Consider the following 14,693-nt stretch of genomic DNA (forward strand, 5'->3'; position numbering starts at 1 on the left):
GTGATTGCCTGGTTTTACGGCATCACCCGGGTACTTGGGAAAAGGTGGCTCTCTTTGCCTGTTATATCTTATAGTTTTTCGTGCCAGCTAGGAATCGATCGCGTGCGATGAACTCCTGCTTAATAAATTTTTGCCATAAAAAAACCTCAAACTATTGTCTAGCAATATTTTGAGGCTTTTAAGGCGCGGTGCGACCACTGAACTAACTATCTCTTCTCAACAGAGAATGATTGTTGACTCCCAGCTTGCTCCGACGCGCTATAGAAGATAGCTAAAAATTTAGCTCGGGTGGTTTAGTAGCGACGAGAATTGCCACCGCGATCGTTGTTACCCCAGTTACCGCTGTTAGAAGAACCACGTTCTTCGCGGGGTTTTGCCTTATTGACCTTGAGGTCGCGACCCATCCACTCAGCACCGTCAAGAGCCTCAATGGCTGCGGCTTCTTCGGCTTCGGTAGACATTTCTACAAAAGCGAAACCCCGCATCCGACCTGTTTCCCGGTCAGCAGGCAACTGAACGCGCTTTACTGTTCCGTACTCTCCAAAAGTTTGGTTGAGGTGCTCCTGCGTTACTTCGTAGGATAAATTGCCGACATAGATTGACATTGAACATTCTCCAGAATCAGAGGGTGTAGAGATTTAAATCCGGAGGAACGCCGATCGAACGAACTGTACTGCCGAAAATAAAGCCTTGTAAAACCATTATAGCACCTTGAGGTGCAAACGGCAATTGTCTGACACGATTAATTAAAAAGAAAGCAGAAGCTATTCGCCAGAAGGCATTCTGCGGAAGCAAAAACGCCCAATCAAAGAAGGAAAAACTCACAATACATAAATTTACATAAATTTAATTTTCCTTATTCCCTGGCTCTGCCGGGGAAACGCAGTTTTTAGGCTGCGTAATGGCCTAACGATTTTAGGTTTTAGATCTGGGATGTGAGATTTAAGATTTATGTATAGGGTATGTCCGGATTCAAAATTGCTCGATCGAGAGAGGTTGTTACTCCAAAAAACTGATACAAGCCCCGGACTCCTGTCGGGAAGAGTGCAAAATTTTCGACTCTTGTTCAATATCCCAGATTCATCTGTGGAGTAAATCTTCAATCGTTCGACTGAGCGTGATTGACTGAGCGCTCGCCGAACGTCAACCAAGTTCCTCTCGTTTCCTTGTCTATCCCCCGCGGGTTCCCGCTCGTTCTTCGGTGATTTGTAACATCCCGTAGTTGGACGGCAGCTCAAGAAGTAACGGCGAGGGTGGATTTTGCCCAATTAAATTCCTCAACTTCTGCGGCAGTTTCTGCCCCAACCACCACCAACTGCACCGCACAAGCTTTTAACTCAGGCTGTTTGGAATCTGGACAGCTTGCAGAATGAGTCATGGCATTGGCTTCAGCGCCTTCTGCCCACAGAGAACCCCAGTGCATGGGTACAAATAGCGTACCAGGGGCGATCGCCTTTGTGACTTTTGCTGGAAACTGCGCCTTGCCGCGGCGCGATCGAACTTCCAGCAAATCTCCCTCCTTAATCTGCAATTGGGCAGCATCGCGGGGATGAATTTCCAAAAACGGATCGGGGTGCAATTGATTAATTTTCTCTGTTCTACCCGTCCGCGTCATCGTGTGCCAGTGTCCGTAAAGTCTCCCTGTCGTCAACACAAACGGATAATTGGGATCGGGAGGTTCTGCCAGTCCCCGCGAGTGATAGGCCGAAAATCTTGCCCGCGCGTCAGGAGTGTGAAAACGCCTGTCAGTATACAGCCGTTTCGCTTCGTTCGCTGGATGCACAGGCTCGTTTTCCCGGCAAGGCCACTGCTGTGGCCCTTCTTGGCGGATGTATTCGTGGCTGAGACCGGTCATGTCGCAAGGCTGACCCCGCGTCAACTGCGCGTACTCTTTAAACACCTCCGCACTGTTCTCGAAAGCAAAGTGTTGGGCAAAACCCAACCGCCGTCCCACCTCGGCGAAAATGCTCCAGTCGTCGCGGGCTTCCCCGGAGGGAGTGTCGAAACCGGGACAAAAGGTAACGCGGCGTTCGGAATTCGTCATTACTCCGGTTTTTTCGCTCCACTGCGTTGCTGGCAGCAGGATGTGAGCGTAGGCAGAGGTTTCAGTGGGATAGTAAGCTTCTTGATAAATAGTAAAGGGCGATCGCAGCAAAGCGGCTTTAGTGCGTTCCAAATCCGGCATACTCACCACCGGATTGGTAGCTGCAATCCACAGCAACTCGACTTCGCCAGTTTCCAAGCCGGTAATCATCTCCCAAGCTGTGCGGCCCGGATTTGGGGAAATGCTTCCCGGTGCGATTCCCCAAAACTCTTCGACTTGGGTTCTGTGTTCAGCATTTTTCACAAATCGGTAGCCTGGGAGCAAGTGAGACAGTCCTCCCGCTTCCCGCCCTCCCATCGCGTTTGGCTGCCCGGTGAGGGAAAACGGGCCGCATCCCGGTTTGCCGATTTGACCGGTCATCAAGTGCAAATTAATCAGCGATCGCACCTTTGCCGTGCCTTCCGACGACTGATTCATTCCCATCGACCACAGCGACAAAACCCGCTGCGACTGTTCCCAGTAGTTTGCCGCCGTTTCTAACTCGCTGACAGTAATGCCGCAGCGCGAGGCTACAAACTCCGGCGTGTAGCTGCTAATAACCTCAGCAAAAGCTGAAAAATTCGCCGTGCATTCTTCAATAAACTCAGCATCTATTGCTTGCCTGCGTAACAGCAAATATGCAATTCCATTAAGCAAATCTATATCCGTACCCGGTTTAATTGCTAAGTGCAAATCCGCCGCTTCCGCAGTCGGAGTCCGCCTTGGATCTACCACAATCATCTTGACATGGGGATGCTTTTTGTGGTACTTAGCTAATCTATTGAATACAATCGGATGGCATTCCGCCGTATTGCTGCCGATAATAAAAGCGCAATCTGTTAATTCTAAATCGTCGTAACAGCAAGGCGGCCCGTCCGAGCCAAAGCTTTGAACGTATCCAGAGACTGCTGAAGACATACACAAGCGAGAATTAGCATCAAAATTATTAGTACCCAGACAACCTTTCATTAGTTTCTGGGCAATATAATAATCTTCTGTTGCGAATTGACCCGACCCGTAAACGCACAAAGCATCGGGGCCGCTGGTGCTGCGAATTGTTTGGATGCGGTTAACAATTGCATCGAAAGCTTCGTCCCAGCTAGCGCGGCGGAACGGTTGGTCGAGAGTATCTCGCATCATTGGATACAGTAGCCGATCGCTCCGAATGGACTCTGCTACGGTTGCTCCCTTAATACAAACCATGCCCTGACTCGATGGGTGATTGCGATCGCCCCGCACTTTCCAACTTTGTTTTTTGTCGGGAACAACTTCTAGACCGCAACCTACACCGCAGTATGGGCAAAGAGTTTTTATAGTTTCCATCTGGTGATTTTAGATGCTAATTTTTGAAAGCTAATGGGTAATTCGTAATTTGTCATTATAGTCGGAACTGAGGGCTCCTGCAAATAACGTGTCAATCATTACTAACTTACCGCATATATGCTTCACAGAAACGGACAATACCCTGATTTAGAATTACCCGCTATCTTACTAAAAATCTGGCTTGCTCTCGCTTTTAGTCAGCTTCTGGCTGCTACTCAATCTTCCTCACACATAGGAAATTTATACCTAACTCTTGTCACCCCCAGGATGGGGCTAGGAGGAATTATTGCCTAGTTAAAACAGCGCGCAGGTACTACTTTTGACCTGGTTGTTAATACCAATTCGAGATTTAGTGCGGAAGTATTATGTCGCCTACTTCTTTGTTTTAACTTCTAATACGCCACCGTTGGTGGGGCTAAAAGTTACTTGGAACTCAGCAGTTTTTTCAGAGCCTGCTGCGGCATCTGCAGGAGTTTGCAAAACCGGCAGAGGAGTTTCTTTGACGAAATCTTTAGCTGCTTTATTTGTGGGATCGAACTGTAGTATCTCCCCGTTTTGTTTTACTTTGACCCGATAAGTCAAGCTTTCGGTAAATGTCGGAGTTGTTCTCCATTTTTGGTCGATTTGTGCATACAACTGCTTTCCGATCGCATCGAGTTCGGCTTGGTCAGAAATCACTGATGCGGCAGTGGTGGCAGCAATGGGTGCAGGACTTGCAGCAGCAATGGGTGCAGGGCTAGCAGTCGGTGCGATCGAACTTACTGCGATTTGCGGGCTGGGGGGAGAACTCACAATCGCCCCGGCAGTCGGCGCCTGTGGTGCAGTTTCTGCTAGTTTCGCTTGCTTTAGCTGGCTGGAAACAACAGACATATTGACCGCAGCTAAAGTAAACATTGCTACGAACCACGAGGCTGCCAGGATGCCGCGTTTGATCGACGAGGCTTCTGAGGGTTCGGCAGCGTGAGACACAAAAGGTGCAGGTGCAAGAGGCCTGTCAGCAACCGCAGGCTTTTTGCTAGCAGGTAATGGCATCGGTAGCGCGACGGCTTCTGTCTCCGAGTCCGTTTCTTCACCTTCTTCGTGGTGGGCGTAGCGAGAAAACAGAAACTCCAAAGCAAAGTTACGCAGTTCGTAATATTTCGGGTCTTCCATAATCCGCGCCCGATTGCGGGGACGGCTGAACGGAACGTGCATATCTTCGCCGATGGAAGCAGCAGGCCCGTTGGTCATCATCACGATGCGATCGGCCAAAAACAAAGCCTCATCAATATCGTGAGTAATCATAATGACGGTAATTTTTTCCTTCCGCCAAATTTTCAGCAATTCTTCCTGCAACTCTTCCCGGGTAATTGGGTCTAGAGCTCCGAAAGGTTCGTCCAAAATCAACAGTTTGGGACGAGTTGCCAGAGCTCTGGCGATCGCCACCCGCTGTTTCATACCCCCGGACAATTGGCCCGGTCTTTTGTTACAAGCTTCGGTCAGCCCCACTAATTCCAAGTGTTCCTTGACGATCGTATTGTGTTCGTCTGCGGACTTTTCCGGGTAAACATTTTCAACGCCGAGGTGAATATTTTCTGTAGCAGTCAGCCACGGTAGCAGCGAGTAGTTTTGAAACACCACCATGCGATCGGGGCCTGGTTCAGTAATCTGCGAACCTTCCAGGGCTACTTCTCCGTTTGTCGGCCCGTTGAATCCCGCAATCATATTCAGCAAAGTTGATTTGCCGCAGCCAGAGTGACCGATCAAACAAATAAATTCGCCTTCATTAATAGTCAGGTTTACACCGTCGAGAACCACGTAAGGGCCTTTAGGAGTTTCGTAGACTTTCGATACGTCTTTAATCGTAAGAAAGTCTTGCTTAGTCGTTTGAATTTTGGTTTTTTGGGGAGTTTTTAGAGTTTGCATATTTTCAGGATGTGGATTTTGGGTTGAGGAATTAGACATGACAACTTTGGATTGAGAATTTGAAATTAGGGACTTAGGAAGCGGGAAAGGTGGAGTCTTGTTTCCTGATTTCTTGCTCCTCATTCCCTCTTCCTATTTGCTGGTTATGCTGGCAGTTTGATGGAACACTGACTGCCTATTTGTTCAATTAAGATTTCTTCAATGCGGACGGCACGTTTGATTTTGACATTGTGAAGATAGTCGATCGGGTCGTCGAGATTAAACACAGTGCCGTCAAATAGCTCGATCGTCCGGCGATCTCTGGCAATATCCGGCAAACCCAATTCGCGCACTGCTTGACCAAAAACATCGGGCCGCAAAACTCGATCGACCACTTCCACCCAGTTTTTCGGGAACGGGATCAGTCCCCAGCGAGCCATCTGCGCCATCACCCACACCATTTCTAGGCGGTCTGGAAAATTGGTTTTGTCAACAGAGAACTGGTTGAAATTGTAGAGCATTTCTGGTTCTGCCTCCGTACCGGAGTTGTACGGATCGATGAACCCTGGACGGATGTCTTTCGGATCGGCGCCAATGTATTGTTCTTGGCTAATCAATGCTAGGACTTCTTCGCGGTTGCGCCGGTCATCGCAGTATTCGCAGGCTTCCAAAAGCGCTTTGACGAGGGCGAGGTGGGTTTGAGGATATTTCTGAGCCCAATCTTCGCTAACACCGAGAACTTTTTCGATGTGTCCGGGTAGAATATCGAGGGAACGGGCCATAACAAAACCCGTACCACTGTTGACTGCGTGGGAGTTCCAGGGGTCGCCTGAGCAGTAGCCGTCAATGTTGCCTGCTTTTAAATTCGATACCATCTGCGGGGGCGGAATCACGGTCAAGCCCACGTCGAGGTCCGGGTCGATGCCGCCGGCGGCCAGCCAGTAGCGGAACAGCAGATTGTGCATGGAGGCAGAGTGTACCATGCCCAAGGTGTGAACTTTATCGGGAGTCTTGGCGATCGCAGCTTTGAAATCCTCTAATGTCCGAATGCCTTGTCTGTAAAGGTCTTTGTTGAAAATAATCGAATTGCCGTTGCGAGAGAGCGTCATGGCGCTACAGACGGGTACAGGGGCTTCACCGTCGAGGCCCAACAGCATCCCGATCGGCATTCCTGCGACCATTTGCGCTGCGTCCAGCCGTCCTTCGGCGACTCCTTTGGCGATCGCTTTCCAGCCCGGTTCGCGGCTGAGGGTGACTTCTTCCAAGCCGTGGGCTTTGAAAAATCCTTTTTCTTTAGCTACTACTAAGGGGGCGCAGTCGGTGAGGGGAATAAAGCCGATGTCGAGGTTGATTTTTTCCAAGCCGTTGCGGGCGATCACAGGCGGTTGTTGTTTGGCCCGGCGCTGTTTGACCCGCTTTTGCTGGTTGAGGAAGTAAACCATTTCGTTACGCAGCGCGTAGTAACTCGGATGGTTGACAACTTCCATGCGCTTGCGGGGGCGGGGAATGTTCACTTCGAGGATTTGCCCGATTTGCGCTTCCGGGCCGTTGGTGAGCATCACAATGCGATCGCTCAGTAATAAAGCCTCATCCACGTCGTGAGTTACCATCACGCTGGTGACTTTACTTTCTTCGCAAATTTTCATCAACTGGTCTTGCAAACCGCCGCGAGTTAAAGCATCGAGAGCTCCGAAGGGTTCGTCTAGCAGCAGCAATTTCGGGCGAATCGCCAGGGCGCGGGCGATCGCAACTCTTTGTTTCATCCCCCCAGAAATTTCGCCTGGGCGTTTGTCCGCGGCGTGTCCGAGTCCGACCAATTTAATGTGGTGTTCGATCACCAACTCGCGATCTTCTTGAGAGTTACCGCTGTAAATTTCATTTACTGCTAGGGCAATATTTTCGCGCACCGTCAGCCAAGGTAGCAGCGAGTAATTTTGAAACACCACCATTCTGTCCGGGCCTGGATCGCGGACTTCGCGTCCTTCTAAAGTAATCCCGCCCTGACTTGCTTTGTCGAGGCCGGCGATGATATTTAGCAGCGTAGATTTGCCGCAGCCAGAGTGCCCAATTAAGGTGATGAATTCTCCTTTTTTAATTTTCAGTTCGATATTTTTAAGAGCGATGTATTGCTCTCCATTGGGCAAGTTAAATACGCGGTCAACGTGGTCTACTTCAACAAATACTGACATGGTAATTTTAGGTTAGTTTGTAATTTGTATGATGCTGATTATTAATTGGGCATTGGGCATTGGGCATTGGGCATTAATTTACAACTAATTTCTACCAGTTTGTAGTTGGTAACCATTCCCCATGCCCCATTCGCCAGGCCCTATGCCTGATTCCCGATGCCCGATGCCCAAATTCTATTTCTGTTCTTCAGGAACAACTTTGGAAGCGATGAAACCAACGATTCTGTCTAAAATCAAACCGACGATTCCTACATAAAGCACTGCTAGAATCACTGCGCTGAGTCGAGAACTATTGTAAGCGTCCCAGATGAAGAACCCGATGCCGACGCCGCCGACTAACATTTCCGCAGCTACGATCGCCAGCCAAGACAAACCGATACCAATTCTCAAGCCAGTGAAGATGTAAGGAACTGAAGATGGCAGCAGGATTTTCCAGAAGTATTTTTGGTTAGGGAGGCGCAAGACGCGGGCAACGTTTCTGTAGTCTTGGGGGATTTGTTGAACCCCTACTGTGGTGTTAATTAGAATCGGCCAAATGGCGGTAATTAAGATTACGAAGAGTGCCGAAACTTCGTTAGCTTTCATCCCCATGCCTTCAAAGGGATTGAACTGTTGAAATACGGCCAGGGCGATCGGCAGCCAAGCCAGGGGCGGGATAGTTCTGAATACTTGAAACAGTGGGTCTAAAGCATCGAACATTAAAGAGTTTGTGCCGATCAGGATTCCTAAACTGATGCCGAGGACTGCTGCCAAACTAAAGCCGATCGCCACCCGCTGCAAGCTAGCAAAAATTTGCCAGAACAAGCCTTTGTCTGTACCGCCGTTGTCGAAGAACGGATTGATAATCAGATTCCAGGTTTCTTGGACAGCTTTGATTGGCCCCGGCAAGCTGGACTCTGGACTGTTGCAGAGGATTTGCCAGATTATCAGCAGAACTGTAATTGCTACCAACGGGCGGATGATTTTTCGGCGGTTTTTTTGAACATGATCCAGAACGAAATTTACGGGATTTTTGCTTTTAGTAACAGCGAGATTTGTTGCCATTTTTCTTTTTGCAGTATTGTGAATAATCGATTATTTGTAGATACTTTGAACAGAGTTCAACTGGTGTGGTTCGTGGAACGAACTATCCGTTCCACTCCGCGCAACACCATCAATCAATTTTAGGGGTTTGTCAACTGTTAACAGTCAACAGTCAACAGTCAACCAACTAATTATGCTTTTTTGATTGCCAGACTCTTCAGATATTCTTCTGGTTTTTCTGGGTCAAACTTCACGCCGTCAAAGAAGGTTTCGACACCGCGAGAAGTGGTAGTAGGAATTTGGGCTGCGGGAACGCCAAGTGTTGTCGCTGCTGCTTTCCAAATATCTTCGCGGTTAACTTTATCAACGGTTGCTTTGATATCGGTAGTTGCCGGGATATAACCCCAGCGAATATTTTCAGCTAAGAACCAAGCATCGTGACTCTTGTAGGGATAGGAAGCATTATCAGCCCAGAATTTCATCGCGACAGGGCTAGCGGCTTCAATGCGGCCGGTACCGTAGTCAATTTGACCTTTAGAGCGACCGATAATATCTGCTACGGGTACTTTTAACCACTTATCTTGAGAGATGATTTGGCACATCTCATCGTGATTTTCTGCCTTATCGCACCACTGCTGGGCTTCCAGTACGGCCATTGTAATTGCTTTTGCAGCTTTGGGGTTTTTGTCAACCCAATCTCCTCTTAAACCTAAAGCTTTTTCAGGATGATCTTTCCACATTTCTCCAGTGATTAAGGCGGTGTATCCTACCTTTTGAGTAACTAGCTGAGCATTCCAAGGTTCGCCTACGCAAAAGGCTTCCATGCTGCCAGATTTCATGTTCGCTACCATTTGGGGCGGCGGTATGGGAATCACGGAAACATCTGTATCTGGATTAATACCGCCGGCTGCTAGCCAGTAGCGTATCCACAAATCGTGGGTGCCGCCGGGAAAGGTCATAGCAATAGGAACGTTTTGATTTGCAAAAGCTGCTTTCAGAGGTGCGCTGTCTGTACCTACTTTTAAATCTAGGTATTTTTTGCTCAGGGAAATTGCCTGACCGTTAGTATTTAACCGGGCGACAATGTACATCGGCACTGGCTGATTGCCTTTGGTAATAGTGCCTAATGTCATGTGGTAAGGCATCGGAGATAAGATGTGGGCTCCGTCAATGCCACCTTTGTCGGAACCGAGTTCTAAGTTGTCGCGAGTAACTGGCCAAGATGCTTGTTTGGTAACTTGTACGTCTTTCATGCCGTACTTAGCAAATAACCCTTTTTCTTGGGCGATGATTAAGGGTGCTGCGTCGGTGAGGGCGATGAATCCGAGTTTGGCTGCGGTAACTTCTGGGGCGTCGGCAGGGTTGATGTTGACTGCTGGGGCAGCGCTGGGTGATGCGCCACCGGCTGCGGGGGTTGCACCTCCGTTAGATGTGGTTGAACCGGAACTGCAACCGTGGGCTAGGAGGGTGCCGGCTGCTGTTGCTCCGGCGGTGATGATGAATTTTCTTCTAGAAAGGTTGCTCATTTGTCTTGAATTGTTGTTGTACTTTGAGATGGTGGAAATGTGAGATGTGAGATTGATTCGCGACCTTTGCATCGCATCTCACATTATGAGATTAGGCGTCGATCGTCACTTTGCCGATCGCCCGCGCGCTGCAAGTTAAAATGAACCCTGGTTCTAAGTCTGTCGCCGCGTCGGGTTTGCTATCGTAGACTGTTTGGCCTTCTAGGAGTTTCTGCTGGCAAGTGCCACAGCTTCCCGACCGGCAATTGCTGTCAAGTTCGACTCCTGCCCGTTCGGCAACATCGAGAATGAACTCATCTTCGCTGCAAGCAACTTCTTTGCCCGATCGAGCGAAAATAACAGTAGATGTCAGAGGTTTGGCTGCCGGGACTGCCGTTTCGCCATCCTCAACCGTCAATTGCAGTTGCCGGTTCAGCACAGCTACATCCCCTGTAATCTGTTTGGGAACTGCCCCAAACTGCTCGACTAACAGTTGATGCAGCAGCGGTTTGAGGTCTTCGCAAGGGATGCCTTTTTGGACGCAAGCACCCAAATGAGCGTCTTTGCCAACTGTGCCTCCCATGTAAATGTCTACACCTTCGAGGGTTTTGCCGTTCTTGCGAACTTTTGTTCCCATCAAACCAATGTCTGCTACCTGGGGTTGACCGCAGGAATTGGGGCAACCCGTCCAGTGAATTCTCACAGGTTTGGGCACTGACAGTTCGGCTTCGAGTTCCTCAATCATTGCCACGGAGCGGCTTTTTGTTTCGATGAGGGCGAAGTTGCAAAACTTGGCGCCGGTACAGGAAACCAAGGCTCGCGTTAGCGGTGCGGGGTCGATGGAAAAACGCTGCAACAGCGGTTCTTTGACCAGCGCTTCAATCCGCGAGTCGGGAACGTTGGGAATAATCACGTTTTCTTCCACAGTCAGCCTGAGCTCGCCGCTGCCGTAAACCTCGGCGATTCTGGCCAAATCGAACAAATCCGATGCCTGCAGCCGTCCGACGGGAACGTGCAGGCCTACATAGTTGAGCCCTGATTGTTTTTGGGGGTAGATGCCGATGTGGTCGCGTTTCTCCCAGATGATTTCATCTTTCGGCGCGGCGGCGGGCAAAGTGCGACCTAATTCTTGTTCGACTTCGGCTCGGAATTGTTCGATTCCGAGTTCGTCAATCAGCCACATCAGGCGCGATTTTTGGCGGTTTGCTCTCGGGCCTTGATCGCGAAACACAGTTAAAATTGCTTTGCACAAATCTACAACGTCGCTAGGACTTGCCCATGCGTTGAGAGGAATTGCAGCTTCGCAGCGTTTGGCAGAGAAGAAACCGCCGACTAAAACGTTAAAGCCGATGTTGCCATCTTTGTAAGCGGGTACGAAGGCGATGTCGTTGATTTCGGCGTGGACTGAGTTGTCGCGGCAGCCTGCGATCGCAATATTAAACTTTCTCGGCAAATTTGAAAACGCGGGGTTGCCTTCGCCGCTGTTCGTAATCAAGTCTTGGACTTGGTTCGCCAGTTCCCGCGTATCTATCAGTTCGTCGGCGTCCAGGCCCGCGACTGGGGAACCGGTGATGTTACGCACGTTGTCCATGCCAGACTGGATGCTGGTCATGCCCGCTTCTTTGAGGCGGCGGAAGATGTCGGGTACGTCTTCGATGCGAATTCCGCGCAATTGCAGGTTTTGTCTGGTGGTGATGTCGGCGCTGCCGTCGTCGCCGTAGCGTTGGACTATTTCTGCTAGGGTTCTGGTTTGATTGCTAGTAATGATGCCGTTGGGCAAGCGCAGCCGCATCATGAATTTGCCGGGAGTTACTGGCCGAAAGAAGATGCCGAGCCATTTGAGGCGGTGCTCGCGATCGATTTCGTCCATTGCTTCCCAGCCGATGGCGGCGAAGTGGTCGAGTTCGCCTTTTAATGCTAAGCCATCTTTTTCGGCTTTGAGTTTTTCAAACTTGTTCAGGCTCGCTTGGGCTTTAGGTTCTACTGTTTGGGTCATCGGTTTACCCTCGCTGCTGACTTGTGTGGGGAGGTATTGACTTGGAGCATAAAGTCTGTGTTTCCTGCTAACCTTAGTGACTGTATGGATTTAAAACTGTATATTTAGTTACTAGATGGAATTTCTTTTAAGCATGGTTGGTCTTCTGTAAACTTGAGTTTGACTGGGCGCTGGCTCGAACGTCGCCAAACTATTTATGGTTATAGTTGCTACCGATGATTCGGTCGATCGCTACGTTTCGATGCACCTTTGTTATGAGCTAATGTAAAGCCCACGATTGTAAATATTCGTAGCTATTTTTACAAAATATTGAGTTTTATGAATATTTTGCATAAGGCCGATGCGTTTTATACATGGGAAATGGGTAAAGACGCCCACAAAATCGAAAAACATCTCTAAATCTTTAGATTTAGGACGGGAGAGGGGGAAATTGGAATATCTCAGATTAATGTTGTGAGTGCGATCGCAGACTTAAAACGAGATCGTCACAACATTAGAGCGGTCGCTGTCACACAGTTTGCCTCAAAACATCACATTGTGTGCTATGCCAGCGTCACTCTTGATTTTCCAAGAAAGAGAGATGATATAAGCATCGAATTCAGGGAATGTCTCATGTTTTTAGTTCAACTTCTCCCCGGCGCTATTTCCGAAATGCTTGCTTCTGTTACGGATACGGGTTGTTTGACTTTAGCCGATCGCTACGGCTTGATGGCTGCTGTTTTGGATGACTCTCTCGACGATGAATACAGACATTCGATTAACCGCCTGCTGCGTTCTGTACTCAAGGGAAGAGTCAAGATAGTCAACGAACTGTCGGCGATATATTAACAGCATTTAAAAATTTGATTGATTTATGCAGCGCTGCAAATGCAGAAACCACCGACGGAGTTAGAAGGAACCCACGATGCCTGCGGATGTAGGGGAGAAAGTTAATTGGGTGTTCTAAAAACGTGCGATAGTTCTTGCCGTATGATTTTTTTTGATTATCCAATTCTCGCTTTGGGCGGCACTTACAGAAAAAGTGCTGATTCATGAGAGCCTGTTGGGTTGAACGCTGATGGTAAAATTAGTAAAACTGCTGTGCGCGATCGGGATTTTAGAAGTTTGAGGAATGAAGTTCTCCCAACCAACGTAATTATAATTATTGAACAGCGCTGGGGATGAAAGACTATTTATTAAAATTATTAATCAAACAATCGAATTATTAAGAGAATCCGGCATCGGCATCTACAACATCACGCCCCTATTGTCAAAATTAATTGGTAATTGATAAAAAATCAATTAAGTCGATCGGCCTGACAAAACAATATGATATTGGAGAGGCGAGTACCGCTTATATTTGGAATAGCAGGCAGTTTATTGCTGTTCTCAACCGCCCAAACCCGGTAGTCGGTTTATTTGCACCTACAGCACTTATGCAGCCCCACTATAATACTGTACCTGCGTCAGTCCTATATAGCAATCCTAAATGATTTGTGTAATTCTTGTAGGGGATCTACCCACGCCCGGTTGCCCCGATGCAGGCTGAGGTAGGCACTCTTAGCACTACCCCTACATATTTTTACAACTGATGCGAGGATTGCTGTATTTAGCTACTCGCATGAGTTCGTTGTTTTAACCAATCTAGTTGATAGGATTTAGCCCGACAAAATATGTCGCGAAACTTTAAGGAATTCGGTCCGAATGTATGATTTACTAAATAAAAATTAAAAACTGTCGATCGATCAGACTGGACAATTTAACCATGATTCCCAGGGAGCATTTTATGAAATCAATTGCTAAAAACAGCATCCAATGGACTTACTCAGTGGCTCTTTTATGTGCCATTCTCGCACTACAGCAACAAAAAGCTACAGCAGCAACGCTATCTAACGGATGGAATTATGCGATCGATTCCTTCAACGACGGCGTGACAGGGCCCCAAATCGGCGGCGGGGAATTTGAATTTTACGGCCTCGCCGTCAAAGAAACATCAGATACAGCTTTCATCGCCATCAATTCTAATCTAAGTTTAGCAGGATATGCCGACTCACTAGCTCAAAGAGGCAACATCAACTACGGCGATTTATTATTCAATTTTTCCGGTAAAAACTTTAATACAGCTAACGCAAGCGGCAGCTTGTTTGGTATCCGCTTTGCCGAAGGAAATGACTCCGGCGTGGCGGGAACAGGCGTTTACAGTAACGTTACAGCGAAAAACGTTACCCAAACTAACTCTGGCTTTAGCAATTTAAACCAATTCAATACGGTAGTGGCATCTCAAGGCGGAACCCCATCAATGGGCGATTTAGCTGCCACAGACCCCTATTTTCTACAAACAGGAAACTCGACTATTCTCAACTCAATAGCTACGGGTACAAAAGTAGGAGAAATATTTTTTTTAACACCAGCAACTTTGAGCGTTCTCGGTCTGGATTTCGCTCAGTTTAATGCAGTAGGTTCTCAAACAATCGGATTCAGTTTCAATAAATCCTCAATGCCTTCGGGGAATTATATTGCTAACTTTTTTGCCGAGTGTGCTAACGATGCGATCGCCATTAAAGGATCGTTTGAACAAGGATCTGCTGAACCAGTACCAGAACCTGCTACTATCTTCGGTACTTTAGCCGGATTTGGGATTCTAGGCATTGGCGCAGCGAAACGCAAAATTCACCACAAAATTAGCTGAAATGAATTTCAGATCGATCCTT

The 14,693-nt window shown here is 48.2% G+C and carries 10 protein-coding genes and 1 pseudogene; 2 read left to right on the top strand and 9 right to left on the bottom strand.

What is annotated here, in order from left to right; genetic code table 11:
• Nucleotides 1-293 precede the first annotated feature (293 nt).
• The 9 genes and pseudogenes from QUA10_RS18065 to QUA10_RS18105 form a co-directional block, all read right to left on the bottom strand.
• Nucleotides 294-605, bottom strand: coding sequence for an RNA recognition motif domain-containing protein (locus QUA10_RS18065; RefSeq protein ID WP_332948676.1), 312 nt, complete (start codon nucleotides 603-605; stop codon nucleotides 294-296).
• Nucleotides 606-621: 16 nt separating this feature from the next.
• Nucleotides 622-825, bottom strand: a complete 204-nt coding sequence (locus QUA10_RS18070; RefSeq protein ID WP_333083853.1) for a hypothetical protein — start codon at nucleotides 823-825, stop codon at nucleotides 622-624.
• Nucleotides 826-1,234: 409 nt separating this feature from the next.
• Complete coding sequence (locus QUA10_RS18075) at nucleotides 1,235-3,406, bottom strand: nitrate reductase (RefSeq protein ID WP_333083852.1); 2,172 nt, start codon at nucleotides 3,404-3,406, stop codon at nucleotides 1,235-1,237.
• Nucleotides 3,407-3,778: 372 nt separating this feature from the next.
• Nucleotides 3,779-5,350 (bottom strand): nitrate ABC transporter ATP-binding protein, encoded by a 1,572-nt coding sequence (locus tag QUA10_RS18080; protein WP_333083851.1) that lies wholly within the window; start codon nucleotides 5,348-5,350, stop codon nucleotides 3,779-3,781.
• Nucleotides 5,351-5,454: 104 nt separating this feature from the next.
• Complete coding sequence (locus QUA10_RS18085; protein WP_333083850.1) at nucleotides 5,455-7,479, bottom strand: nitrate ABC transporter ATP-binding protein; 2,025 nt, start codon at nucleotides 7,477-7,479, stop codon at nucleotides 5,455-5,457.
• 174 nt (nucleotides 7,480-7,653) lie between these two features.
• Nucleotides 7,654-8,523, bottom strand: coding sequence for a nitrate ABC transporter permease (ntrB, locus tag QUA10_RS18090; protein ID WP_333083849.1), 870 nt, complete (start codon nucleotides 8,521-8,523; stop codon nucleotides 7,654-7,656).
• A gap of 170 nt (nucleotides 8,524-8,693) precedes the next feature.
• Nucleotides 8,694-10,028, bottom strand: coding sequence for a CmpA/NrtA family ABC transporter substrate-binding protein (locus tag QUA10_RS18095; RefSeq protein ID WP_333083848.1), 1,335 nt, complete (start codon nucleotides 10,026-10,028; stop codon nucleotides 8,694-8,696).
• A gap of 91 nt (nucleotides 10,029-10,119) precedes the next feature.
• Nucleotides 10,120-10,446 (bottom strand): 2Fe-2S iron-sulfur cluster-binding protein, encoded by a 327-nt coding sequence (locus QUA10_RS18100; RefSeq protein ID WP_333083875.1) that lies wholly within the window; start codon nucleotides 10,444-10,446, stop codon nucleotides 10,120-10,122.
• Between the two features lie 18 nt (nucleotides 10,447-10,464).
• Nucleotides 10,465-12,003: pseudogene (locus tag QUA10_RS18105) on the bottom strand (ferredoxin--nitrite reductase); the annotation flags it as partial.
• A gap of 612 nt (nucleotides 12,004-12,615) precedes the next feature.
• Here QUA10_RS18105 and QUA10_RS18110 point away from each other — a divergent pair.
• Nucleotides 12,616-12,831 carry a hypothetical protein gene (locus QUA10_RS18110; protein WP_333083847.1) on the top strand — a complete coding sequence of 72 codons (216 nt, stop codon included), beginning with the start codon at nucleotides 12,616-12,618 and terminating at the stop codon, nucleotides 12,829-12,831.
• Nucleotides 12,832-13,768: 937 nt separating this feature from the next.
• Nucleotides 13,769-14,671, top strand: a complete 903-nt coding sequence (locus tag QUA10_RS18115; protein WP_333083846.1) for a PEP-CTERM sorting domain-containing protein — start codon at nucleotides 13,769-13,771, stop codon at nucleotides 14,669-14,671.
• The last annotated feature ends 22 nt before the right edge of the window (nucleotides 14,672-14,693 follow it).

Origin of the sequence: Microcoleus sp. Pol8_D6 (assembly GCF_036700965.1) — a bacterium.
In the GTDB taxonomy this organism is placed as follows: Bacteria; Cyanobacteriota; Cyanobacteriia; order Cyanobacteriales; family Microcoleaceae; genus Microcoleus.